Origin of the sequence: Psychrobacter pocilloporae (assembly GCF_029872915.1) — a bacterium.
Classification (GTDB): Bacteria; Pseudomonadota; Gammaproteobacteria; order Pseudomonadales; family Moraxellaceae; genus Psychrobacter; species Psychrobacter pacificensis.
This window is the reverse complement of sequence record NZ_PGFT01000001.1, coordinates 2,092,536-2,118,708: the sequence shown is the minus strand read 5'-3', so window position 1 is coordinate 2,118,708 and position 26,173 is coordinate 2,092,536. Positions and strand designations below refer to the sequence as shown.

Here is a 26,173-nt window from a genome sequence, read left to right as displayed (position 1 = left end):
GTTAACTACCTTAAAAAGCCTAACGTCAAACGTTAGGCTTTTTTAGTGCATACAATCAAGTGCTTATACGATTAAGACTTATCACGGATAAGCTTATAGTTTAAGAACTCAGTGATACCAAGCGTACCAAGCTCGCGACCAAATCCTGAACGTTTAACGCCGCCAAATGGGGTATTGGCTTCGGTACCAGACGGCGCGTTGATAGTGACCATGCCCACTTCTAATCTATCAGCAATATCAGCAGCTAGGGCAGCATCTTGCGTTTGGATAGAAGCACCAAGACCAAAAGGCACATCATTAGCAATCTTGATAGCGTGATCGACATCACGAGCCTTGTAGACGACGGCGACAGGACCAAACAACTCTTCACGGTAGACATCCATTGATTCAGTGACATCTGTTAGTACCGCAGGTTTGAACCATGCACCAGGCTTATCTTTGACCAGTCCACCTTCTACTAGGACCGTCGCGCCTGCTTCAACGGCACTATCTAACTGCGCTTGCAGATTGACCGCGGCAGCCTTTGAGGACATTGGGCCGATAAAGGTTTTTTCATCAAGAGGATCGGCCAATGTCATACCACGTACAGCATCAGTAAAGCCCTCAATGAACTTGTCATAGACAGACTCAAGCACGATTAGGCGTTTGGCGGCGTTACAGGCTTGGCCGGCATTACCAAAACGACCAGAGATCGCGCCTTTTATCGCTTGTTTGATATCGGCATCTGCTGCAACGATAAAGGCATCGGAGCCGCCAAGCTCCAACACGACTTTTTTGAGTGCGCCGCCTGCTTCTTTGGCAACGGCTTGTCCAGCGCGCTCAGAGCCAGTGAGTGAGATACCTTGTACACGCTTGTCATGAATAATAGTCGCTGCCTGCTCGTTGGTGGCAAAGATATTGTTATAAACACCTTCAGGTACGACGACCTCTTTGAACATATCAGCGATAACTTCTGCAGTCTTAGGGCATTGAGGCGCGTGCTTTAAGATAATAGTATTACCTGCCATAAAGTTTGGCGCGACAAAACGTGCCACTTGATAATGCGGATAATTCCACGGCATGATACCGAGTAGAACGCCAACAGGACGTTTTTCTACCGAAGCTGATCCTGAATCAACGTCAATGGTATTCGGCGCGAGTAGCTGCTCAGCATTGTCTGCATAGTAACGATAGATCTCAGCGACCAGACCGATTTCACCCTTTGCTTGTGCAACGGGTTTACCCATCTCACCCGCCACAATACGAGCCAGCTCGTCTTGACGTTCCAGATAGCTATCGGCAATTTTATGCAGTAGTGCACTGCGCTCACTCAATGAGACTTGACGCCAGTCTTGATAGGCGTTGTCAGCCTGCTCGATGACTTGCTGGATATCTTGTTCAGTGGCGGTAGGGTAAGTGGCTTCTAGTTCGCCAGTGGCTGGATTGTTGATTTGATAATCGCTCATACTTTTTCCTTATTTTTAGCGTGTTTTTGGGTTTAAAATCCATTTTTGTGTTTATGCTTATACTTTCAGTTGCTGCTATGCTTTCATTCGCTAATAAGTGCGATTTATTATGGTTCATTGTAATACAATGAATATTACCGCCGCCATGGACAATCTCTTTTGTGCGTACTCCCACTACTTGATGCTGAGTAAAGATTTTTTCAAAGTGCACATACACCAATGACTTATTAGGCTCGTGTTCTGTAACTTTAAACTGAATACTCATCTTAATACAGATTGAAAATGCCACTTCCATTGCTGGAAATGGCATTTTTTTGCTTAATATATCTCATCATGACTGAGATTGGCTCCTGCACAGATAGAGGTAGGCAGTCAGCTTATGACTTTTGATCAGCGTCAGGTGCTTCTGATTTGATATCTACTTTTGTTGTTTCTTCTACTTTTATTTCATCTTCTATTTCTGGCGATTCCGCTTTACTTGCTTTTTCTTTGATCAATTTGACTTTTGGGCGTTTGGGGATGGGTTCGACATGTTTGACCGCCGCACCAAAGGCAGGTTTATAGGTCTTTTTAAGGCTTCTTTTGGTTCTTCGTACGGCGAGCGCATCGGCCTCAGCCTGTTCTTCTGCCAGCGCAGTATCGTACAATCCTTGGTATACCGCGATTGTCTTTTCGATCATCTCACGCATGGTGAATTTGTTGGTCATCTCAGGTCGCGTCACACTTTCTAATTGATTGCGCACCGCTTTACATAACGAGTTGGCATTGTGTTCTTTTACCAAACCTTGCGGATAGAGCGGTTGTAAGATTTCGCTAAAGGCGGCTTTATCCCAGCCAATGACAGGTGTGCCCAAATGAATCGCTTGCAGGGCATTAATGCCGATCGATTCTGGTTCATTGGCAAGTGCCATAACGATATTGGCCGCTGAGAGCCATTCACGCATGTCATTACGCTTGCTACCCACATAAGTAATGCGCTCAGCCAACCCCAGACTGTGAGTACGTTGACGAAAGTCTTCATGAGCGACATCACCATCTTTATCATCATCGTCCATAATGATGACATGAATATTGGGAAATTGCTCTTGTAGATTGCCCAAGATATCAATCAGCCATTCTTGACCATACTCATTGCCAATGACCGTTGGAAATACGAGCCACTTCTTATGCTCAAGCTCAGGATATTCCGCAAAGGTATGACGCAACCAATAGACCGATGGATTGTGCCGATAAGGATAGCGCCGAGTATCAATGCCGCGGTAGATACGCGTGATGACTTTGGGATCGGCTTCCTCGCGGCGCAGTCTTCTTGTTAGATATTGGGTGACGCTATCAGAGACCGTTATAATTGTATCGACATTGAGCAATGCTTGAGAGTATTTATTGATAGGATAAAACCCATACATGGTCGAGACCAGCTTTGGGAAACGCTTGACCCGCGCTCGGCGCAATGCTAAATGCAATATCCATGCAGGGGTGCGCGAATGTACATGAATGACATCAGGCTCATACTTCTCAATCAAATGCCGTAGTGCTGAAACTTGCAGCAATGACAGCCACGATTTTTTGTTCATGTGGACTTGATGATAGTGATTGCCATCACGCTTGAGCCGTCTGACCAAGTCATTGCTCTCATCAGCGCTAGAAACAATGATCGAGGTATGCCCGTTTTTGACCAGTGCGCGCCCAAGATGAAAAATACCGCGCTCGGATTCATCATGCTTCAAAGACGACAGTAGGCGCATCACTTTCATAATAACATAGGTCACAGGTTAGGAGGATCAAGCTGCTATTGTCAGTTAAAAGCGCATAAAACTCAACCATCAAGATAAAAAGATGGCGTCAGATATGTGGCTTTCCAGCAGATATGAGCATAATTTTCTTGGCTCAAAACTACTCAAATGTATTTAGCGGCGTTTTTGTAGATGCTCAGCGTTGGGCAATACTTGTTTTTCGCTTAAGTATTTCCAATATCGCTGCGGTAGATATTGCCTGTGTAGCTTGGGATTTTTGCGCTCCTTGATATTGACGTTGGTAAAGTAGCCTTGCCAAAACTTTTGATAACGCTGCTCATCAGGGCTATGAATGCTGGCAGGATTGCGTAGTACCGCATCATCAAGGTCGGTGATGGTTTGTAGCGGCGCGGGACGAGTAGGCGTGCTATTACTTTTATCATAATAAATGCCGTAGCCGCGTGTCAGATCATAAATCGCCCAGTGCTGATCTTGATAACGCTGACGAAAATGCTCCCCAATCAGTGGCAATACATTAAAATCAGGCTCGACCCGTGCAAAATAAATATCATCGGTCGTGTGCTCAAAACGTACAAAGGCCTCCATGCGATGTTTTTCACGGCCGACGGATTTGACCGTCTGTACCAGCTCTAACACATCCAAGTGACCAAGATCTTGCATGATATTTCGGCTAGGGTAGTCAATGGCATACTTAACCACACGGAATAAAGTCGTGCCGATATCGTCCTTTTCTGATAAAAACCCCCACAAGATATTGCGCATACCTGAGCGACCAAGCAAGCTATTTAGTTTAACCAATACGCGCTCTGCGTTGTCTGCATCCGTTGCGACGCTAATCGCTTGCGCAATCAAGGAGGGTATATAACAGTCTTGAGCGGTGAGTTTGAGTGAGGCGTCTTCTTGCAATCGATTGGCATAGACATAAAACACCGCGCTGAGCCAGCCCTCAAAGCTTGGCTCATACAGCACAATGCTGGGCGTTAACTGACCGATAGTATAATTGTCGTTTTGCACAAGTGCTGACATGGTTTATCCTGAAACGATGTGAAATGTATTTTGGCTCGCCATAAAATGTATGTAAGTATTGTCAAATGCTACTGGGGGATATTTTTCTTGCGTGCTGTTCGCATCGCGTGACAGAGGCTGCAAAAAAGAGTCCTGTCCCCTGCTTTTTATCGTTGGGGCTGATGCTAAAATTGCCCCATACTGCGTTACAAATCTCGCTAAGGCATCTGCATTATCGTCGCTTTGTGCCTTGTCTGGAACAGTTTTAGCGATCAGCAGTGCCTATTTGCGAATGTTCAACACGCCCTAGATTGATTTATATTTATGACAATGCCAAATTTAAAACAACGCTAGCTGTCCGCTACGTTGATCTTTAAACTTGGTCTGCGTTTGCGCCAGTACATACTGACGGAAGTTATCGCGTGTCAAATGGGCAAGGTGCTCGTTTTTGCCAGTGGTTGCGATAAAATACTTGGCACGGTTGACCGCGGCTCCCATCTTTTTTAGATGATAGAGCGTCAACTGGTTAAATTTGCGCGCTTTGACGATTTTTTTGGCCGTCTTGGTACCGATGCCAGGGATACGCACGATCATCTCATAAGTCGCTGTCTGAATATTGACGGGGAAATGCTCGCGATGGCGTATCGCCCACGCCAGTTTTGGGTCACAGTCTAAGTCCAAAAATGGCGATTCTGGCTCGACAATTTCATGCGCACCAAACCCATAAAAACGCATTAACCAATCTGCTTGATATAGACGGTTCTCGCGCACCATCGGCACAGGGGTCCCAATCGCTGGCAAGCGATTATCAGAGAGCATCGGTACATAACCTGAGTAATAGACACGCTTGAGATCGTAGGTTTTGTAAAAGTGACTCGATAGCTGAATCACTTGCAGATCCGTCTCGTTACTTGCACCGACGATCATTTGACTGGTCTGACCCGCGGGCGTAAATTTAGGCGCTTTTTTGTGGGTTTTGCGACTCTCACGGATAGTTATAATCTCTTCTTTAACCGTTTCCATCGGTGCTTTTAGCTCATCATGTGACTTCTCAGGCGCAAGCAATGCGAGCCCTGACTTAGTCGGAATTTCGATGTTGACGCTCAGACGGTCTGCATATAGTCCTGCCTCTAGCAATAGCTCTTTTGAAGCGCCAGGAATAGTTTTTAGATGAATATAACCGTTAAAACGCTCGCGAGTACGCAGGAGCTTGGCAACTTCGACCAGTCGCTCCATCGTATAGTCGCCACTTTTGAATATACCAGAGCTGAGAAATAGCCCCTCAATATAGTTGCGGCGATAAAACTGCATGGTCAAATCAACCACTTCTTCAACCGTAAAAGCAGCGCGCGGCGTGTCGTTGCTTTTACGTGAAGTACAATACGCGCAATCATAGATGCAATGGTTGGTCAAAAGAATTTTTAGCAGACTGACACAGCGACCATCTTCGGTATAGCTGTGACAGATACCGGTTGCTGAGGCATCGCCTAGAGCGCCGCCTTGGTTTTTGCGAGTACCAGCGGAGGAGGAGCAAGAGACATCATACTTGGCAGCGTCAGCCAAGATATTGAGCTTGCCCTGTAATCTTTCATAATTGATGTTTGCCATAAGTCGGTTGTTACCAATTAATTAACGAGTAACCATTTTACCAAAATATGTATTAAGTCATTGTATTTATAAGAAAATTTAAAAAATAACACGACAGATAGTGTCGTATCCATCAAGAGGTTGTGAGCGAGCATACATGCTACTCGATATGACATACATTAAAAAAGGCCTTGAATATTCAAGACCCTTTGCAACATGATACTGTTAAAGATACGTATTTTGTAGTGAGTGCATTATTTATTGAACCTTGGCACGTATCACGACGGTTTGATTACCATTGGCATTAAGATTTGCTAAGTTCCATTTCAGGCCAGAGTAGTTTTCTTGCACAACAACGGTATTGCCAACTTGCTGAATGGTTTTATAAGTGTCGCCGCCAGTGGTGGCAAACGTTGGTAATGGGCTATTTAACGATACCAGCTGGACGCCGCTTGGCAATGAAACCATAGCATTGATGTCATTAACTGGCTGTGCCGTGGTGTTGGTGTATGTGGTGTGATACTCAATGATATCACCAGGGGCGATATGGTTGGCAGGCACCGCAACTTCACGTCCAGCACTATTCTTCATGATTTTCATGACCTTGGTGTTTGCATTGACGACACCCGGCGTGCTAAAAGTCGGGGTCAATTGCAAGGTATCTAACGTGGTCGTCGTGATTTGATTGCTCACAGATGGATGGATAGATGGCTGGTTAGTGATGACGGTTGTCGCTGGGGCATTCATCACAGGTAATGGAGTAGCGGTAGTGACAGGCAGGGCTTGTGTCACAGTGCTAACTGGCGCCGTGACGACGTCTACCTTGGTGACGCTATTGGTCACTCGATTGGTTACAGGTACGCTTGTGAAAGTCGTGCTGCCTTGAACCACAGGAGATTGGCGAACGACATAGCGCGGCACAGTCGTCACTTTTGTCACGGCATAAGGCATGCCATCTTGCATGGTGATACCGTTAGGTGTCGCAGTAATAGTGGCTGTTTTGCCATCAGAGTATTGTTCAACTACCGTCGTGCTACCACCAGCAGATGAGCTAATCGCAATCTCAGGATCGGCATGGGCTGAGGATGCAAGCACCATACCTGCGAGCATTGCAGATACCGTGGTGGTTAGTGCTGATGGTGTATAAGATTTCATGGTCATAATAGACTCCTTAACAGTATCAATAAAAAAAAGCAGCAATAAGTAAAACAGCAATAATTAACGTCTAAACAAGCAAAACCCCCGCTAAATGACACCAAAAAGTATGCCAAATAACGAGGGTATCAGTACTGACGATAGTCGGTGTCTATAATCAGACCATCATTATTTTGAGTAAAAGTGCTTCAGTATAAATTTACATCGATATTATGTGGGTAATATCACCTAATATAAAAATTACGATGCACTAAAAACTCAAATAATTATGTGCCAAAACAAATCGTGTATAAAAGCTGCATTGTGTAACCGAAACGGTATAAATGCTATCAATACGTAATGTTGCTTATATTCATGTTATTGGGTAGCGAATAGCCAGCCGTATCTGTCACTGTCAAACATGTTTGCTATTTAAGAGAACTAGTATTTAAAGAGCTATTATTCAAAGCGCCTTTCATCCAGCCTTGAAAGCATCACGCCTACGGATGACCAGAAATAGTGAGTCTTATTAGTCGTAGATAACTTTCATCACTTCGTATTCCACCACGCCCTTTGGCGTTTCGATACGTACTTCATCGCCTTCAAACTTACCGATGAGGCCACGAGCGATCGGTGAGTTAACTGAGATTTTGCCAGCCTTGAAATCGGCTTCATCATCGCCGACGATTTTGTACTGTTTTTCTTCTTCAGTGTCCATGTTTTCGATTATGACGCTGACGCCAAACACGACACGACCTTCTTTTGGCAATGTTGAAGGATCGATGATTTGTGCGCCGCCAAGCTTGGCTTCGATATCACGAATACGCGCTTCGCAAAAGCCTTGTTGCTCACGGGCAGCGTGGTATTCAGCGTTTTCTTTTAAATCGCCGTGCTCGCGGGCTTCAGCAATCGATGCGGTGATGCGTGGACGGTCGACACTTTTTAACTGTTTTAATTCAGCTTCTAAAGCTGCATGTCCTTGCGGAGTCATGGGATAACGTTGCATGTTTTTTCCTTAAACCAATAACACCACACCATCTCATAAGGAGATGGTGCCAGTGTTGTTGCAATGAGTATGAAATATAAAAAGAGCGGGGTTCAGATGGTGTCGTTAGTAAATAGGCTGTTGTGTGTTAGCACCTCTACTTTTAGCACCAAGCGCACTGAACCTTACGTAATAAAAAGCATAGTCGCAGTTCAGCCACTATGCTTTTGTAGGTTTGTCTCTTTCAAGATATTGTTTTTTTAACGTATGATTATCACAAAATAATCAATAACAAGTCTTGGCTAAGCTTTTATATAAGCTTAGCGGTTATGCTTAATCTACTGAAATTATTCAGCCGCGTCAATAGACTTTGCTTGCTCATGCAAATCTTGTAACTTATAGACATCAAACGGTAAGTCAATGGCATAAGATTTACAAACCGCATCGGCTGCGCCTAACGTCGTGACATAGAATACCTTGCCCTGTAGCGCACTACGGCGGATAGAGAACGAATCCTCTTGTGCCTGCTTGCCTTCGGTCGTATTGATAATCAGGTCAATTTTGCCGTTTTTCAAGGCATCAACGATGTGCGGGCGACCTTCAGTGACCTTGTTGATTTGCTGACTTTCGATACCAGCGTCGCTCAGTACTTTCTGCGTGCCAGTGGTTGATACGATATTAAAACCGAAATCTGCAAGCTGACGGGCGATTGGGGCGATTTGTCCTTTGTCGCTATCACGAACTGAGATAAAGACCGTTTTGGTCTCGCCCTCAGTAGGCAGACCCGGCAGACGCTCATTACTACCGATGATGGCTTTGTAAAATGCTTCGCCAAAGGTTTTGCCCACGCCCATGACTTCGCCTGTTGATTTCATCTCAGGACTCAAGATTGGATCAACACCTGGGAACTTAGCAAATGGGAACACCGCTTCTTTGACCGCATAAAATGCTGGAACAATCTCAGTCGTAAAGCCTTGGTCCTTGAGTGAGGTGCCTGCCATACAGCGAGCCGCGACCTGAGCTAGCGAAGTACCGATACACTTAGAGACAAACGGTACGGTACGTGCAGCACGTGGGTTCACCTCCAAAATATATACGGTTTCGCCTTTAACCGCAAACTGAACATTCATCAGACCGACAACGCCAAGCTCTTTTGCCATAGCAATGGTTTGGGCGCGCATCACATCACATAGCTCATCAGACAATGAATATGGTGGTAGTGAACATGCTGAGTCACCTGAGTGGACACCTGCCTGTTCGATATGTTGCATGATACCGCCGATGACGACATCATTACCATCACATACGCAGTCGACATCGACTTCGATAGCGTCATCTAAGAAGCGATCAAGCAGGACAGGCGCTTCGTTTGAGGCTTGTACTGCGGTGCGCAGGTAATGTTTTAGCTCATCTTCGTTATAGACGATTTCCATCGCGCGGCCACCTAACACATAAGATGGACGTACCACCAATGGATAGCCCACGTCTTTTGCTTTAACCAAGCCATCTTCTAAGCTGGTTGCTAAAGCGTTCGATGGTTGTACAAGGTTTAGCTGCTGAATCATATGCTGGAAGCGCTCACGGTCTTCAGCACGGTCGATCGCATCAGGACTCGTACCGATGATTTTTACGCCCGCTGATTCTAGCGCACGCGCAAGTTTCAATGGCGTTTGGCCACCGAACTGCACAATCACACCGTCTGGGTTTTCGATACGGACGATTTCTAGCACGTCTTCTAATGTGATTGGCTCAAAGTACAGACGGTCGGAGGTGTCATAATCGGTTGAAACCGTTTCTGGGTTACAGTTGACCATAATGGTCTCATAGCCGTCTTCACGCATGGCAAGCGCTGCATGTACACAGCAGTAATCAAACTCGATACCTTGACCGATACGGTTAGGGCCGCCACCGATGACCATGATTTTTTTCTTGTCAGTTGGGTTGGCTTCACATTCGCTATCGTAGGTTGAGTACATATAAGCGGTGCTGGTCGCAAACTCTGCAGCACAGGTATCGACACGCTTATACACGGGATAGACGCCTAAATCCCAACGCTTTTTGCGTAGTTGCTTTTGTGAGATGCCAAGCAATTTAGCCAAACGCAAATCTGATAAGCCTTTACGCTTAAAGCGACGTAGGTTGTTTTCGTTTAAGCCACCAAAGCCGAGTGATTTTACCGTCGCTTCAGTCTTAACGATGTCTTCGATTTGTACCAAGAACCACGGGTCAATCTTGGTGTAATTAAATACGTCATCAACGCTCATACCGACACGGAAGGCATCAGCAACGTAATAGATACGCTCAGGCGTTGGAATGGTTAAGCGGTTGATAATCTCACTACGAGCCTTCTCAGCACTGACTTTGGATAAATCAATTTGCTCATCGAAACCATCCGCGCCAGTTTCCATACCGCGCAAGGCTTTTTGCATCGACTCTTGGAAGTTACGACCGATCGCCATGACTTCACCGACTGACTTCATTTGCGTCGATAGGATGTTGTCCGCTTGTGGGAATTTTTCAAAGTTGAAACGCGGTATCTTGGTGACAACGTAATCAAGCGCAGGCTCAAAGCTGGCTGGCGTTTTGCCGCCTGTGATGTCATTTTGCAGTTCATCTAGGGTATAACCGATTGCCAGTTTTGCTGCGATTTTGGCAATTGGGAAGCCAGTCGCTTTTGAGGCGAGGGCAGACGAGCGTGATACACGTGGATTCATCTCGATAACGACCATACGTCCCGTATCAGGATTGATACCGAACTGGACGTTTGAGCCGCCTGTTTCAACACCGATCTCACGCAGTACTGCTAATGACGCATTACGCATGATTTGGTATTCTTTATCGGTCAAGGTCTGCGCGGGTGCGACAGTGATTGAGTCGCCTGTATGTACGCCCATTGGGTCAAAGTTTTCGATGGCACAGATGATGATGCAGTTGTCGTTTTTGTCACGGACCACTTCCATCTCGTACTCTTTCCAACCGATGAGTGACTCATCGATAAGTAGCTGATGGGTCGGTGATAAATCAAAGCCGCGCTCACAAATCTCGATGAACTCATCGCGGTTATAAGCGATACCGCCGCCCGAACCACCCATGGTGAATGAGGGACGAATGATACAGGGGTAGCCCATCTTTTCTTGCGTGGCAAAAGCTTCTTCCATGGTTTCGGCAACCTCAGCGCGCGGGCACTCAAGACCGATACGTTTCATCGCCTTGTCGAATAAGTCGCGATCTTCTGCCATCTCGATGGCGTCTTTGGTCGCACCAATCAGCTCGCAGTCGTACTTGGCCAATACGCCGTGCTTATCTAGGTCTAGGGCGCAGTTGAGCGCAGTCTGTCCGCCCATGGTTGGCAGGATTGCATCAGGACGCTCTTTGGCAATGATTTGCTCAACGGTCTGCCACGTGATCGGCTCGATATAGGTGGCATCTGCCATGACAGGGTCGGTCATGATGGTCGCAGGGTTTGAGTTGACCAAGATGACACGGTAGCCTTCTTCTTTTAGTGCTTTGCACGCCTGTGCGCCTGAGTAGTCAAACTCACACGCTTGGCCGATAACGATGGGGCCTGCGCCAATGATAAGAATGCTTTTTATGTCGGTACGTTTTGGCATAGTTAGAGCTACCTTCGTTTGATGATATTTTAAGTAATCTTTATTTTTAATAACGCTTATGGCGTTTTATACTTACAATGCGTTGTTACAGTACTGCTCAAACCGCTTTTAGCGATTCAAGCACTGACTTATTATCAAGTTATAATGAATCGTTAAGCTTGAGCAGTTTTAGCCGCTTCCATCATCTCAGCAAACTTATCAAATAGCGGACCACAATCATGCGGGCCAGGGCTGGCCTCTGGGTGACCTTGGAAGCTAAATACTGGCTTGTTGGTCAGCTCGATACCTTGGTTAGTACCATCGAATAATGAGCGATGCGTTGACTTAACGTTTTCTGGTAGCGTGTCTTCATCAACCGCAAAGCCATGGTTTTGACTGGTGATCATCACTGTGCCAGTCGCTAGATCTTGTACTGGATGGTTGGCACCATGGTGGCCCGTTTTCATTTTGATGGTATTGGCGCCGCTGGCAAGACCGATTAGCTGATGGCCTAAGCAAATACCAAAGGTTGGTACGTCTGTTTCTTCAATAATGTGACGTACGGCGTCGATAGCGTAGTCACAGGCGGCAGGATCGCCAGGGCCGTTTGATAAGAAGATACCGTCTGGGTTCATCGCGAGCACATCAGCAATAGGCGTTTGTGCTGGGACAACCGTCACATGGCAGCCGCGGTCGACGAGCATACGTAGGATATTGGTTTTGCTACCGAAGTCATAAGCGACGACGTTGAATTTGGCATCGATATGAGTGCCGAGCTGCTTAAAGAAGCCGCCAGTACCACTGTCATGGCTACCCGCCACGTCACGGTTGAGTAGGGTGTCTGATAGATCCCATGTGCCTGCTGTCCACTCAAAGCTTTCTGTCGTGCAGCATTCTTTTGCCAAGTCCATGCCCTTTAGACCTGCAAAGCCTTGTGCCAGCTCAATCGCTTTTTGCTCATCTTCAACGCTGATCGTCTCGCCATCTGATGCGGTCATAATACAGCCGTTTTGTGCGCCTTTATCACGTAATAGGCGGGTCAACTGGCGTGTATCAATTTCAGCGATAGCGACGGTATTGTTACGCTGTAGATAGTCGCTAAGCGACTCAGAGTTGCGGAAGTTAGAGGTTGCCATAGTGGCGTCACGGATGATCAGACCGTCTGCCCATACTTTGTGACCGTTACCAGACTCGGTATCCTCGGCATTGGTGCCTGTATTACCGATATGCGGATAAGTTAGGGTCACCAGCTGTCGCGCGTAACTTGGATCGGTTAGAATTTCTTGATACCCTGTCATGGCGGTATTAAATACCACTTCACCAACACGATGACCTAGGCTGCCGATACTGACACCGCGAAAAATTGTACCGTCTGCTAGTGCCAAAATTGCTTGTGTTTCTACCGATGAATTCAAGGATTGCCTCCGCTATTATTGGTGAGTGCCATCATGTTTTGTTGGTCTAAAATTGCTCCGTATCCTTTTATTTACGGCATTTGACTGCTATCAGATAAAATAAATCAAAGGACGACACACAAAAATTTTCCACAAAAAAGCGAGAAGACATTATTGATGAAAACTACAAAACTCACTCGATAGTGAATAGGTAACTTGCATCATGTCCGCTCGCTTAGGCACAGATTTTGCGTATTATATACAAAATAGTAACTTATGGCTAGGGCGTGTTGAACATTCGCAAATAGGCACTGCTGATCGCTAAAATTGTTCCAGACAAGGCACAAAGCGACGATAATGCAGATGCCTTAGCGAGATTTGTAACGCAGTATGGGGCAATTTTAGCATCAGCCCCAACGATAAAAGCAGGGGACAGGACTCTTTTTTGCCGCTTCATCGTTAAAAATAAGCGCTTAGAATGACTAAACTTATTATTTTTAACATCGAATCGCCTAAAAAACAGTCGCTGTCAGTGCCATGGTCGAATGTTCAACACGCCCTAGTATCAAGGGCAAACTGAGTGATTAAAACTGGTAGTGGACAGACAGCCCGTAATAGTCAGGCGCAAGATTGGTTGTGATGAGAAGCTGATCGTTATAGCTTTTGGTCAAATACATACTACTGGCAACCCCTAGTGCTGCACCAGCAAATACATCAGCCACATCATGTTTTTCCGCTTTAACACGGCTATAACCCACAAAAGTTGCGCCAACATAAGCTGGAATACTATATTCTAATCCATAGCGTTTATGAATGAAGCTTGCGCCCTGAAATGCCAAAGAAGTATGTCCTGATGGGAAGGAGTCATTGTCGCTATGGTCAGGACGCTCTTTATTAATGGTTGACTTCACAGCATAGGTCACGGCAAGATTGGTAGCAAATGATTGATAAAATTGCTGACGTCCCTCTTTATCATTCATATAATGCGTGCTGCCATAAGCAATGGCAGGTATGGCAACCGCAACAATGTCACCGGCTCTCTCCAAACTTGAGGTATTTTCAGCATAACTGGGCGCGGTGATGATCACACTACTTGCCAACAAGATAATAGGTACGTGTGTTTCGCGAAGCATGGATGCGTCCTTAGTAGGGTAGCGGTACTTGTTAGGGCAGGCGCTACGATAGCAAAATGAGAATGTTGGCCTTGCTAATTGTACTATAAAGTGGACATACGATAAGGTATTAAATGGGATTGTATACTGTAAAATATATTTTTTATGGCTATGGTCCAAAGTGAGATGGTTCTTTGACATGCCAATCAAATAAGCATAAAAATGATTGTGGTATAACCAATGACTTACTCCAAAATAACATTATCCTTACTAAGGAAAAACGATGATATTTAAATATTTAGACAAAACCCCTGAGTTTGCTGTACCGTTCAACGGTTGGATTGCTGACTCGGCACAAGTAATCGGTGATGTGTATTTGGGTCATCAGGCCAATGTTTGGTTTGGTGCGGTGATACGCGGCGATAACGATCGTATTCATATCGGCGACTATAGTAATGTGCAAGAAAATAGTGTGATTCACACTGATGCAGGTATCAAAGTGACTATCGGTGATTACGTGACTATTGGCCATCTAGCGATGCTGCATGGCTGTGAGATCGGTGACAATAGTTTGATTGGTATCGGTGCGGTAGTACTCAATAATGTCAAAATAGGTAAAAACTGCCTGATAGGGGCGAAAGCCTTAATTACTGAAGGTCAGGTTATTCCTGACAATTCCCTGGTGATGGGCGCGCCTGCCAAAGTCGTTAAGACACTGACAGATGAGCAAGTAGCGATGTTGAAAATGTCAGCGCTGCATTATTCTGAGCGTTGTCAAAAATTCAAAACAGGTTTAACAGAAATAGCGATGCCTGACTAACTAAGCGCTTATTTTTAACGATGAAGCGGCAAAAAAGAGTCCTGTCCCCTGCTTTTTATCGTTGGGGCTGATGTTAAAATTGCCCCATACTGCGTTACAAATCTCGCTAAGGCATCTGCATTATCGTCGCTTTGTGCCTTGTCTGGAACCATTTTAGCGATCAGCAGTGCCTATTTGCGAATGTTCAACACGCCCTAAAAGATCCATATTTTTTCACAACCAACGATAAGGTCTCACCATGCAGGCAAATCCAGCACAAAAACAACAAAAACAACTAGCGCTATTTGATTTAGATCATACCTTACTGGATGTCGATAGTGACTATCTGTGGGGTGAGTATATCGTCAAGCACGACCTTGTCGATGAGGCTGAGTACCGTACAGCCAACCAGAAGTTTTATAATGACTATATCGAAGGGACGTTAGATGCGACAGAGTACAATGAATTCGTCGCGCAGTTTTTGAGTAGTCTGCCGCTTGATAGACTTGATGAGCTAAGAGAAGATTACATCAAAAGTGAAATCGAGCCACATATTCGCCCAAAAGCAATGGAAGCATTGTGCCAGCATATTGAGCAAGGGCACGATGTGGTGATTATTTCTGCAACCAATGATTTTGTGGTGTCCGCTATTGCCAAGCGTTTTGGTATTGAGTCAGCCAATGTATTGGCTACGCCGCTTGAGATCAAAGACAATCGTTATACGGGCAAGCTGACTGATAAACCAAACTTTCAGGCAGGCAAGATCTACCATTTAGATAAATGGCTTGATAAGCAGCAAGCAGCGGGCATCACCTTTGAAAAAACCTATGCCTATTCAGACTCCAAAAACGATATCCCGTTGCTAGAATGGGCGGATGTGGCGATCTGTGTGTCACCTGATGAGGCGCTACATGCTCATGCCTTGGCGCATCGCTGGGCAGTAGAAGATTGGTCAATATAGCTTAATGGATGCATAAGTGGTTATCACCATGATAATTAGCCAACCATTTATGATCAATCTCATTTAAAATAGCGCCAAATGCGTTATTTATTTTTTTAGAAAAACAGGAACACTTATGGAAATCAATCCGTATCAAGAACAGATTAAAGATTTATCCGAGCGCGGGCAGGATTTGCGGAGGTATCTTTGACTTCGATGGTAAGCAAGAACGCTTAGAAGAAGTCAATTTAGAGCTAGAAAACCCAGAGCTGTGGAATGATCCAGAGCGTGCCACCAAGATCAATAAAGAAAAAAGCCACCTTGATGGTGTCATCGATGTGGTGCTCTCTCTTGAAACCACGCTAGAAGATGCGTCTGCCATGCTAGAGTTGGCAGTAGAAGCAGAGGATGAGTCCTTGCTAGCTGACGTGCAAAGCGAGCTAGATGATGCTGAGCAGCGCGTGGCTGATCTAGAGTTCCGCCGTATGTTCAGCGGCGAGATGGATCCAAACAACTGCTACTTGGATATCCAGTCGGGCAGTGGCGGCACCGAAGCACAAGACTGGGCGGAGATGCTGCTGCGTATGTATACACGCTGGGCGGAAGCTCATGGCTTTAAGGTAGATGTGATTGAAGTGTCTGCTGGCAGTGTCGCGGGTATCAAGTCGGCCACCATTGAGATTAAAGGCGATTATGCGTTTGGTTGGCTGCGTACCGAGATTGGCGTCCATCGTTTGGTACGTAAGTCACCATTTGATAGCAACAATGGTCGTCATACCTCATTTGCGGCGGTGTTTGTCTCGCCTGAGATTGATGATAATGTCGAGATTGACATCAATCCTGCGGATTTGCGTATCGATACCTATCGCTCCTCAGGAGCGGGCGGTCAGCACGTCAACACGACAGATTCTGCGGTACGTATTACCCATGAGCCAAGTGGTGTGGTGGTGACTTGTCAGAATGAGCGTAGTCAGCACGGTAACAGAGCCACGGCAATGAAGATGCTGCGTGCTAAGCTCTATGAGCTTGAGATGCAAAAACGTATGGAAAAACAACAAGCGGTTGAAGACAATAAGTCTGATGTCGGCTGGGGCAGCCAGATTCGCTCATACGTGCTCGATGATTCTCGTATCAAGGATCTGCGTACCGGCGTTGAAACCTTCAACACGGGCGCGGTACTAGATGGCGACCTCGATCAGTTTATCGAAGCCAGTCTAAAAGCAGGTCTATAAAATAGAATTCAAATACCAACTAACATGTAATTAAGGAAGATTATGCCAAGCGTAAATAATTATTTTGATAATAAAGTCACTTCGATTGCTTTTCAAACAGCAACCAAGCCTGCAACAGTAGGTGTTATGGAAATTGGTGAGTATGAATTTGGCACCAGTGAGTTTGAAACCATGAGCGTGGTGAGCGGTGCATTGACGGTCAAGCTACCAGAGAGTGATGAGTGGCAAACGTTTAACGCTGGCGAGCACTTCACCGTTGAAGCCAATCAAAAATTCCAAGTAAAAGTTGACGTCGAAACCGCTTATTTATGTGTATACGGTAAATAATGACTTTTATTGTAAAGTAGTATCAAAATAAAAAAAGCCAAGCATTTGATGCTTGGCTTTTTTTGGTGGGTATTTCATTCTCGAGCTTACCCTTATCAAGCAGATTGCGCCACGTCGTCTCCGTCGTGTTTGATGGCAAACTGGTTTCATAGAACGTGAGATAGTTTTGCCATAAGTGCGCCCAAAGATCATGATCGGCGAGGGCGAGTGGCTTTATTTTCATAGGAGAATGATTTATTTTTTATAAACTTAAGTCGTGAGTAGTGCTGAATTAAGCCTTAAAAGTACAGCACTTAGAACCCGTATCGCTATTTTTATCACTGCTTTATTTTACACAGGATTACACTTTGTCCGTGGCAAACAAACAGCAAAAATAAGCGCAGTTGATTATGCTAAAACCATAAAATTATTAGATGAGTGTTGTTATGGGCAAAACAAACGAGCAGTCGACGACGCAGGATGTGCGCCATGACTATGAGCGTCTCGCACGCCGTGCCAATCTGCGTTATGTGAGTGACGACGAACCAGGTTATGAGCGTAGACGTTGGGGCCGCGGCTTTACCTATCGCGATGCAACGGGCAAGACAGTCAAAGACAAAGCATTGCGTCAGCGTTTTGATGCATTGGTGATACCGCCTATGTGGTCGGAGGTGTGGATATGCCAAGACGAAAAAGGTCATCTGCAATCGACAGGACGCGATGAAAAATCACGCAAGCAGTACTTGTATCATCCCTTGTGGAATAATATTCGTGACCAAGCCAAGTTTGATGCGATGATAGGCTTTGCAGAGGCGCTGCCCAATTTACGCGCGCAGGTCGAGACAGATTTGGAAGCAGAATCATTGTCACGCACCAATGTACTCGCTGCCGTGGTCAAATTGCTTGAAACCACGTTGATTCGTATTGGTAATAGCCGCTATGCCAAGCAAAATAAAAGCTATGGTCTGAGTACGCTACGTAGTAAGCATGTCAGCGAAACGGATAATGGACTGGCGTTTGATTTTGTCGGAAAAAGCGCCAAAGAACACCACATTGAGCTGCAAGATGAGCGTTTGATTGACATCGTGCAGGCATGTTCTGAGCTGCCGGGCTATCAAATATTTAAATACTTAGATGACAATGGACATAAACAAGTCGTCGACAGTAGCGATATCAACGACTACTTGCGAATGCATACATGCGGTATGGACTGCGAAAGCAAATTATATAGTGCAAAAGATTTTCGAACATGGATGGCAAGTGTACTCGCGGCAAGTTATCTATATGATGAGCTACAAACGACGGCAGGCGCTAACATACTTGCCAGCGCACCAGAAAGTGCTGAGCGTCAGCAGCTGGTCACCGATATGGTAAAAAGCGTGGCGGCAGAGCTGGGCAATACGCCAACCGTATGCCGCGCGTCGTATATTCACCCCATCATTATTGAGCGTTTTTTGGCAGGGGAATTTTATGATGACTACAAACAAGCACGCCGCGGTCGTACGAAAAAATACCAAAGCTGTGAGGAGAAAGCCTTACTAGGTTTTCTCAGTGCTGATCGTTAAATATCGATTCTTGAGAAAGTACTTCAAAAATAATTTAAATATTTGATCCTACAAGTTTTTTAAGTTTACTATTAGCTATTTGATGATAAATAGTTATAGGTCATGCTTATTTATATAAAATAAAAATGATACGTTATGTATTGAAATAAGTATAAAAATACGTTACTAATAGAGCATGTTAAATACAAAGATATTAAACGGTCTATAGGATGTGACCGTTTTACAATATGAATATCATTTTATCTGCTATTGCTAAAGGATTAGCTTATGAATACCGCTTCTCAAACTCCTACCCTCAGTCACACAGATGCTTCAACGACACCAAAAAACTATACCGATTATTATAATAATTTTGACATGGATACATTGCTGTCAGAAATCTTTGGCGAACATGTCGACGATCGCTTAAATGCCTATATGGCGTGCTGTGGTCGTCATGTCCGTGATGGCCGCGCGGATAATGCTGCACTGGTACACGAAGATACGGCAGGCAATGTCACGCGCATGAGCTTTGGTGAGCTTGATAAAGCCAGTGCGCAAGTCGCTAACTTACTACAGTCGTATGGCGTAAAAGCGGGGGACAAAGTAGCGACGATGCTACCGCGTACACCTGAGCTACTGACCGTTGTATTGGCAACATGGCGCATCGGCGCGGTATATCAGCCATTATTCACCGCTTTTGGCTATGACTCAATCAAATATCGCATGGATAAAGCCGATACCAAAGTCGTTTTTACCAATGTAGAGAACCGCAGCAAGTTTGATGATTTGGCCGCGCAAACCAAAATGGTATTGGTCGGCAGTACTGAGGACGCTCAGACGTGGGGTGACGATCACTACCGTCAGTCCATGGAATCACAGGCGCAAACGATGGAACCCGTCACGCTCGATACGGATGCACCATTTTTGCAGATGTTTACCTCAGGGACAGTCGGTAAGTCAAAAGGAGTGAGTGTGCCATTATCAGCCTTACCTGCTTTTTACCTATATATGCGTTATGCCATTGACCTACGCGCAGACGATCAATATTGGAACATGGCAGATCCTGGCTGGGCATATGGATTGTATTACGCCATCACAGGGCCACTGCTATTAGGGATCACGACTTATTTTAATGAAGCAGGCTTTGACGCGACCAATACGCGCGACTTTATGATGCGTCATCAGATCACCAATTTGGCCTCTTCACCAACCGCATTTCGCATGATGAAATCCAGCGGCGTTTTTGACAACGTTAATGAAGACAATAACGCCAAACTCGCTTTGCGCTGTGCCAACTCGGCAGGGGAGACGCTGAATACCGAGGTCGTTAACTGGGTCGAGACCTATCTGGGCTGTCAGGTAAAAGATCATTACGGTCAGACAGAAACGGGCATGACGTGCTGTGCGCATCATGCGCTAAAACACGAGTCACCAGTTGGCTCAATGGGAATGGCGCTACCAGGTCACACGCTGGTCGTATTGGATGATGATATGAAGGTACTACCAGATGGTAAACAAGGACAGTTAGCAGTCGTGGTTAGTCAGTCACCTGCGTTTTATTTCCATGGTTATAGCTGGAATGAAAAACAAGCTTTCGTTGATGACTACTATCTGACAGGCGATGTGGTTGAGCGTCATAGTGACGGCAGCTACTGGTTCTCAGGGCGTGATGATGACATTATCATTACGGCAGGTTACCGCGTGGGACCCACTGATGTCGAAAACACCGTCTTAGAGCATGACGCAGTGGCAGAATCTGCGGCTGTGGGCGTGCCAGACGAAGTGCGTGGACATACGATCAAATCTTATGTGGTATTAAAAGAAGGCATCGAAGGTAGCGAGCAAATCGCCAAAGAAATCCAAGAGCTGGTGCGTAAACGTCTATCCACTCATGCCTATCCACGTGAGGTCGAGTTTGTGACCGAGTTACCAAAAACACCAAGTGGCAAAATTCAACGCTTTTTGCTACGCAGTTTATCTGCCGCGTAACTACCCGATAGAGCGTTTATAGATAATTCATAGAAAACAGCTAATAAAAAATGAAGATTTAAAGGAATAATCATGCAAATTAAAGAGAATAGCTTTTTGGTCACAGGTGGTGCATCAGGTTTGGGCGAGTCAGTGGCTCGGGCGATTGTCTCTCAAGGCGGCAACGTCGTCATCGCTGATCTAAACGAATCAGCAGGGCAAGCACTGGTCGCTGAGCTGGGTGATAGTACGCGCTTTGTGCGCTGTGACATCACTAACGGCGATGAAGTACAATCAGCGGTTGAAATGGCAGAGTCAGCTTTTGGCGGCTTACAAGGCTCAATCAACTGTGCTGGTATCGTAGTGGTACAAAAGCTATTGGATCGTGATAACAATCCGGCAGACCTTGAGTCATTTAGTCGCGGGGTCAATGTCAATCTGGTCGGTTCATTTAATGTCGCCCGTTTGGTCGCGGCTAGCATTGCCAAACGCATAGCGAATGATAGCAATGCAGGCGAGCATGCAGAAAAAAACCATGTACAAAAGAATGTAGATCAAGGCATTATTATTAATACAGCTTCTATCGCAGCCTTTGATGGTCAAGTGGGTCAAGCCAGCTATTCTTCTTCCAAGGCAGGCGTGGTTGGTCTGACCTTGCCGCTTGCTCGCGAGCTGGCACGTCATGGCATCCGCGTTATGACCATCGCGCCAGGGGTTTTTGCCACACCGATGATGGAGAGCATTCCTGAAAAAGCCCGCGAGCAGCTAGAAGCAGGCGTGCCATATCCCAAGCGTTTGGGCGCTCCCAATGAGTTTGCCAAATTGGTCACTCATATCATTGATAATGCTTATCTAAATGGCGAGGTGATCCGCTTAGATGGGGCAATTCGTATGGTGTAACATTTGAATAATTCATTCGTTTTGCACAAAACTTATCTAAATAGTCTGACATAGTGCTTTGATACATATGATTAATGACAAAAAACTCATTGTGAGGATCAAAGCCTATGTCATTTTTTTATAATAAATATCATTGTCTTAAGTAAGGTTTTATTGATTTATTGTCTTGAAATAACCGTATGCATACCTTATATAAATTACAGATAACAGTGGGCACTAGACTAGGAGAGTCCCTAGAAGTTCCACTGAAAATACTAATTATAAAAGGATATAAACATGAGATTTGAGAAGTTTACGCAAAAACTGCAATCAGCTATTCAAGAAGCTCAGAGCCTAGCGTTAGGTCGTGATCATACGGGCATTGATCCTGTGCATTTGCTTGCGGTATTGCTACAAGATGAGTCTAATTTATCTATCTGCCAACAAGCAGGCGCTTCTATTCCAGCGCTAAAAAATGGCGTTGCCAAAGCACTCGATAACCAAGCGACCATTTCGGAGCCGACAGGTGACGTCAATCTAAACCCAAACTCGGTAAAAATATTGAACTTGGCAGATCGTCAGGCGCAAAAAGAAGGCGATGATTTTATTGCGACTGAATGGGTCATGTTGGCACTCGCTGAGCAAGGCGAAACCAAAAAGATATTTGAAAGTGCAGGTGTGACGGCAAGCAAACTAAAAGCGGTCATTGAGCAGCTGCGCGGTGATGATACGGTCAATAACCAAAACGCTGAAGATCAGCGTGATGCACTCAACAAATATACGATTAATCTGACTGAGCAAGCAGAGCTTGGCAAACTAGATCCAGTCATTGGCCGTGACGAAGAAATTCGCCGTACCATTCAGGTACTGTCGCGCCGTACCAAAAACAACCCTGTGCTCATCGGTGAGCCGGGCGTTGGTAAAACAGCCATCGTAGAAGGCTTGGCACAAAAAATCATCAATGGCGACGTACCAGAAGGTCTGCGCCGTAAAGAAGTGTTGTCATTAGACTTGGGCGCGCTGATTGCAGGGGCAAAATTCCGCGGTGAGTTCGAAGAGCGTCTAAAAGGCGTACTGAGCGACTTGGCAAAGCAAGAAGGTAATGTCATTTTGTTCATCGATGAGCTGCATACCATGGTTGGTGCAGGCAAGTCTGAAGGTGCAATGGATGCGGGTAATATGCTAAAACCTGCTTTGGCACGCGGTGAGCTGCACTGCGTTGGTGCGACCACCCTTGATGAGTATCGCCAGTACATCGAAAAAGACGCTGCGCTTGAACGTCGTTTTCAAAAGGTTTTGGTCGATGAGCCAACGGTCGAAGATACCATTGCGATATTACGGGGTCTAAAAGAGCGTTACGAGCTGCACCATGGCGTCGATATTCAAGATAGCGCCATCATTGCTGCTGCGCGCATGAGCCATCGCTATATCACTGACCGTAAGCTACCAGATAAGGCGATTGATTTAATTGACGAAGCGGCCAGCCGCCTGCGCATGGAGATGGATAGCAAGCCTGAATCATTAGGTAAGCTCGATAGTCGCCTCATTCAGCTAAAAATGCAGCGCGAAGTCCTCAAAAACGAAGAAGATGCTGGCGCGCAATCAGAACGTAAAGTGCTCGATGCGCAAATAGCAGAGTTAGAAAAAGAGTACGCTGATCTTAATGAAGTTTGGCAGGCAGAGAAAGCGTTGGTCAAAGGCAGTCAACAGCTAAAAGACGAGCTAGATAAAGCCCGTATCGCTTATGACAAAGCCAGCCGCGAAGGCGACTACGAGACCATGAGTAAGCTGCAATACGAGACCATTCCGCAGTTAGAACGACGTATTCATGAGTCTGACTTGGCTGAGCAAAAAGAGCAGACAGGTGAAGGTAGTGGTGTCAAACTGCTACGTAATAAAGTCACCGACAATGAAATTGCAGAAGTGGTGGCAGCCGCCACTGGTATCCCAGTCAGTAAAATGATGCAAGGCGAGCGTGACAAAATGATCGCAATGGAAGAAAAGCTCCATGAGCGTGTTATCGGTCAAAACGAAGCGGTCGAATCGGTGGCCAATGCGGTACGTCGTAGCCGTGCAGGATTATCTGATCCCAACCGTCCTTCAGGCTCGTTCTTATTCTTAGGACCTACAGGTGTTGGTAAAACTGAGCTGACCAAATCACTAGCGAACTTCTTGTTTGACTCTGAAGATGCAATCGTACGTATCGACATGAGTGAATATATGGAAAAACACAGTGTCAGTCGTCTTGTAGGGGCACCTCCAGGTTATGTCGGTTACGAAGAAGGCGGTACGTTGACTGAAGCGGTACGCCGTAAGCCATATAGCGTCATATTGTTTGATGAAGTAGAAAAAGCGCATCCAGATGTGTTCAACATCTTGCTACAAGTATTGGACGATGGTCGCTTAACCGATTCGCAAGGTCGGGTGGTAGATTTCAAAAACACCGTCATTATCATGACCAGTAACTTGGGTTCGCACAAGATTCAGGAAATGGTTGGCGAAAGTTACGAGGATATTAAAGCGGAAGTAATGGATTCTGTTGGGCAGCATTTCCGTCCAGAGTTCGTCAACCGTATTGATGAAATCGTAGTATTCCATCCGCTTGGTATGTCGCAGATGGCAGGTATTGCTGATATTCAATTGAATCGTTTGCGTCAGCGTATCCAAGAGCGTGAGATGGATATTGAGCTATCAGCCGACGCGATGAATAAATTGGTTGCCGTGGGCTATGACCCTGTTTATGGTGCTCGTCCTTTGAAGCGTGCTATTCAACAAGAGATCGAAAATCCATTATCATTGAAGCTACTAGCGGGTGATTTTGTGGCAGGTGATATTATCAAAGTCGATGTGGGTGCCGACGACGAGCTAACTTTTGATAAGCTTAGAATGAGCTAGTCACTTCTAGCCTTGAGGTCTTTATGACCTGACTGTACGTTTAAAACAAACCCCTTATCTACAATCGTAGGTAAGGGGTTTTTCGTTTATGGTGGTATTTTGCGTTACTGTTTTTTTACCATTTAAATATCTCTTAAATATCAAGACTATGCTATAAATAAATAGATGACCAATAAAATAAATGCCAATGGGATAGAAAGGACAAAACCATGACAACCCCTATTGAACGTGTAAGTCTGCCCTTAACATCGCCGTTACTCATTGCGGCTTTATTGTTTAGCACATCAGCTTGCTCCAATCCTGCAACCGTCAATACCAGCAACAACGTACCAGAACAGAAAGAGAGCCAAATCTCTAAAGCAGATATGCGGACAAGTGATGCTCAAGTTAGCGCAGACAAGCCTGAGTTTACAACCAAAGCGGTCGCCACTTTTGATGAGCCTTGGGCTATGACAGCACTACCCAGTATAGATGGCAAAGCGCCCAAACTACTAGTGACGCAAAAAACAGGAGAGTTATTCATTGTAGACACGGCGACGGGTAGCAAGACACAAGTAGCAGGCATCCCTAAAGTGGCCTATGGTGGTCAAGGTGGTTTGGGAGATATTATATTAGCACCAGATTTTGCGACTTCTAATGCTGTATATATCAGCTACGTAGAAGCAGGAAAGGGGGGTGATAGTAATAAGTTTGGGGCAAAAGTAATCAAAGCGACACTGGCAGGATTAGGCACAAATGCGCCCACACTACAGGTCATCACGCCTATTTGGGAGCAATCTCCAAAAGTCACGGGGCAAGGTCATTATAGCCATCGCTTATTGTTTTCACCTGATGGACAGTATCTATATATCAGCTCAGGAGAACGCCAGAAAAAAGAGCCTGCACAAAATATGAGCATGAATCTAGGTAAGATTATTAGATTGTATGCTGACGGCTCGGTTCCAAAGGACAATCCATTTGTCAATGATAGCAATGACATTGCCTCTCAGTTTTGGACAATGGGCAATCGCAATGTGCTCGGCATAAGATTTGATGAAAGCGGCAGGCTTTGGGCAAACGAGATGGGGCCAAAGGGCGGTGATGAATTTAATCTGATTGAAAAAGGCAAAAACTACGGCTGGCCGATTGTATCAAATGGTCGTAATTATTCAGGTACACCAATCCCAGATCACGACACTCGCCCTGAGTTTGAAATGCCTAAAATCACATGGACACCCGTTATTTCACCGTCATCACTGAGTCTATATACGGCTGGTAGCCACAATGACTTTCCAGCATTACAAGGCGATTTTTTAATCAGTGGTTTATCTTCAAAAGCGCTTATTGTCGTAAGTGTCGATGAAGATGATAGTGCTACTGAACGCTATCGTTATGACATGGGTGAGCGTGTTCGTAGCGTGCTGGCAGTCGATGGACAAGTGTGGGTATTGGAAGATGGTGATGGTGGACGATTACTCAGATTATTGCCTAAATAACATCATGATAAAGCTGCTTTTAGATCTGTATTTATGTAGACCTTTTAAAAAAAACTATCAATCTTATTAGAATAATTTAAAGGTTTTATCAAGTTTTATTTTGTAATTGATTGATAGTTAAAGCCT

General features: G+C 45.4%; 20 protein-coding genes. 9 read left to right on the top strand and 11 right to left on the bottom strand.

Features of this window, described 5'->3' with window-relative positions:
- Nucleotides 1–71: 71 nt before the first annotated feature.
- The 10 genes from CUR83_RS09000 to CUR83_RS08955 form a co-directional block, all read right to left on the bottom strand.
- Nucleotides 72–1,445, bottom strand: a complete 1,374-nt coding sequence (locus tag CUR83_RS09000) for an NAD-dependent succinate-semialdehyde dehydrogenase (protein WP_284719510.1) — start codon at nucleotides 1,443–1,445, stop codon at nucleotides 72–74.
- Nucleotides 1,378–1,710, bottom strand: coding sequence for an agmatine deiminase family protein (locus CUR83_RS08995; protein ID WP_227517199.1), 333 nt, complete (start codon nucleotides 1,708–1,710; stop codon nucleotides 1,378–1,380). Before CUR83_RS08995 ends, CUR83_RS09000 begins: the two co-directional genes overlap by 68 nt.
- Nucleotides 1,711–1,822: 112 nt before the next feature.
- Nucleotides 1,823–3,199 (bottom strand): glycosyltransferase, encoded by a 1,377-nt coding sequence (locus CUR83_RS08990; protein WP_093068198.1) that lies wholly within the window; start codon nucleotides 3,197–3,199, stop codon nucleotides 1,823–1,825.
- Between the two features lie 153 nt (nucleotides 3,200–3,352).
- Nucleotides 3,353–4,225 carry a TIGR03915 family putative DNA repair protein gene (locus CUR83_RS08985; RefSeq protein WP_071001852.1) on the bottom strand — a complete coding sequence of 291 codons (873 nt, stop codon included), beginning with the start codon at nucleotides 4,223–4,225 and terminating at the stop codon, nucleotides 3,353–3,355.
- Nucleotides 4,226–4,543: 318 nt separating this feature from the next.
- Nucleotides 4,544–5,812, bottom strand: coding sequence for a putative DNA modification/repair radical SAM protein (locus tag CUR83_RS08980; protein WP_071001851.1), 1,269 nt, complete (start codon nucleotides 5,810–5,812; stop codon nucleotides 4,544–4,546).
- A gap of 237 nt (nucleotides 5,813–6,049) precedes the next feature.
- Nucleotides 6,050–6,952 carry a hypothetical protein gene (locus tag CUR83_RS08975; protein WP_284719509.1) on the bottom strand — a complete coding sequence of 301 codons (903 nt, stop codon included), beginning with the start codon at nucleotides 6,950–6,952 and terminating at the stop codon, nucleotides 6,050–6,052.
- 502 nt (nucleotides 6,953–7,454) lie between these two features.
- Nucleotides 7,455–7,931: a transcription elongation factor GreA gene (gene greA / locus CUR83_RS08970; RefSeq protein WP_071001849.1), complete on the bottom strand. Its 477-nt coding sequence runs from the start codon at nucleotides 7,929–7,931 to the stop codon at nucleotides 7,455–7,457.
- A gap of 326 nt (nucleotides 7,932–8,257) precedes the next feature.
- Complete coding sequence (carB, locus tag CUR83_RS08965) at nucleotides 8,258–11,521, bottom strand: carbamoyl-phosphate synthase large subunit (RefSeq protein WP_212564373.1); 3,264 nt, start codon at nucleotides 11,519–11,521, stop codon at nucleotides 8,258–8,260.
- Nucleotides 11,522–11,673: 152 nt separating this feature from the next.
- Nucleotides 11,674–12,915 (bottom strand): glutamine-hydrolyzing carbamoyl-phosphate synthase small subunit, encoded by a 1,242-nt coding sequence (gene carA / locus CUR83_RS08960; protein WP_212564374.1) that lies wholly within the window; start codon nucleotides 12,913–12,915, stop codon nucleotides 11,674–11,676.
- Between the two features lie 563 nt (nucleotides 12,916–13,478).
- On the bottom strand, nucleotides 13,479–14,027 hold the full coding sequence (locus CUR83_RS08955; protein ID WP_212564375.1) for a phosphatase PAP2 family protein: 549 nt from the start codon (nucleotides 14,025–14,027) through the stop codon (nucleotides 13,479–13,481).
- Nucleotides 14,028–14,289: 262 nt separating this feature from the next.
- Here CUR83_RS08955 and CUR83_RS08950 point away from each other — a divergent pair, with 262 nt between their 5' ends.
- From CUR83_RS08950 to ppnP, 4 genes are all read left to right on the top strand, one after another.
- On the top strand, nucleotides 14,290–14,826 hold the full coding sequence (locus CUR83_RS08950) for a gamma carbonic anhydrase family protein (RefSeq protein ID WP_212564376.1): 537 nt from the start codon (nucleotides 14,290–14,292) through the stop codon (nucleotides 14,824–14,826).
- A 238-nt stretch (nucleotides 14,827–15,064) separates the two neighbouring features.
- Complete coding sequence (locus tag CUR83_RS08945; RefSeq protein WP_186474258.1) at nucleotides 15,065–15,766, top strand: HAD family hydrolase; 702 nt, start codon at nucleotides 15,065–15,067, stop codon at nucleotides 15,764–15,766.
- A gap of 115 nt (nucleotides 15,767–15,881) precedes the next feature.
- Nucleotides 15,882–16,977 (top strand): peptide chain release factor 2 gene (prfB, locus tag CUR83_RS08940; protein ID WP_156770966.1). Its coding sequence is split into 2 segments (ribosomal slippage): nucleotides 15,882–15,953 and nucleotides 15,955–16,977, totalling 1,095 coding nucleotides; the frame shifts between segments, so codons are not numbered across the junction.
- A gap of 42 nt (nucleotides 16,978–17,019) precedes the next feature.
- Nucleotides 17,020–17,304, top strand: coding sequence for a pyrimidine/purine nucleoside phosphorylase (gene ppnP / locus CUR83_RS08935; protein ID WP_186474260.1), 285 nt, complete (start codon nucleotides 17,020–17,022; stop codon nucleotides 17,302–17,304).
- A gap of 22 nt (nucleotides 17,305–17,326) precedes the next feature.
- Here ppnP and CUR83_RS08930 read toward each other — a convergent pair whose 3' ends face one another.
- Nucleotides 17,327–17,527 carry a hypothetical protein gene (locus CUR83_RS08930; RefSeq protein WP_186474262.1) on the bottom strand — a complete coding sequence of 67 codons (201 nt, stop codon included), beginning with the start codon at nucleotides 17,525–17,527 and terminating at the stop codon, nucleotides 17,327–17,329.
- Between the two features lie 202 nt (nucleotides 17,528–17,729).
- On the opposite strand from CUR83_RS08930, the gene CUR83_RS08925 reads away from it, so the two are divergent.
- The 5 genes from CUR83_RS08925 to CUR83_RS08905 all read left to right on the top strand — a co-directional run bounded on the left by CUR83_RS08925 (nucleotide 17,730) and on the right by CUR83_RS08905 (nucleotide 26,047).
- Nucleotides 17,730–18,848 carry a DNA topoisomerase IB gene (locus CUR83_RS08925; RefSeq protein ID WP_093068457.1) on the top strand — a complete coding sequence of 373 codons (1,119 nt, stop codon included), beginning with the start codon at nucleotides 17,730–17,732 and terminating at the stop codon, nucleotides 18,846–18,848.
- Between the two features lie 267 nt (nucleotides 18,849–19,115).
- Entirely contained in the window at nucleotides 19,116–20,819 is a 1,704-nt protein-coding gene (locus tag CUR83_RS08920; protein WP_284719508.1) for an AMP-binding protein, read from the top strand.
- 72 nt (nucleotides 20,820–20,891) lie between these two features.
- Nucleotides 20,892–21,698: an SDR family NAD(P)-dependent oxidoreductase gene (locus CUR83_RS08915; RefSeq protein ID WP_284719507.1), complete on the top strand. Its 807-nt coding sequence runs from the start codon at nucleotides 20,892–20,894 to the stop codon at nucleotides 21,696–21,698.
- Nucleotides 21,699–21,974: 276 nt separating this feature from the next.
- A complete protein-coding gene (gene clpB, locus CUR83_RS08910; RefSeq protein WP_284719506.1) occupies nucleotides 21,975–24,572 on the top strand; it encodes an ATP-dependent chaperone ClpB in 2,598 nt (865 codons plus the stop codon).
- A 209-nt stretch (nucleotides 24,573–24,781) separates the two neighbouring features.
- Entirely contained in the window at nucleotides 24,782–26,047 is a 1,266-nt protein-coding gene (locus tag CUR83_RS08905; RefSeq protein WP_284719505.1) for a PQQ-dependent sugar dehydrogenase, read from the top strand.
- Nucleotides 26,048–26,173 lie beyond the last annotated feature (126 nt).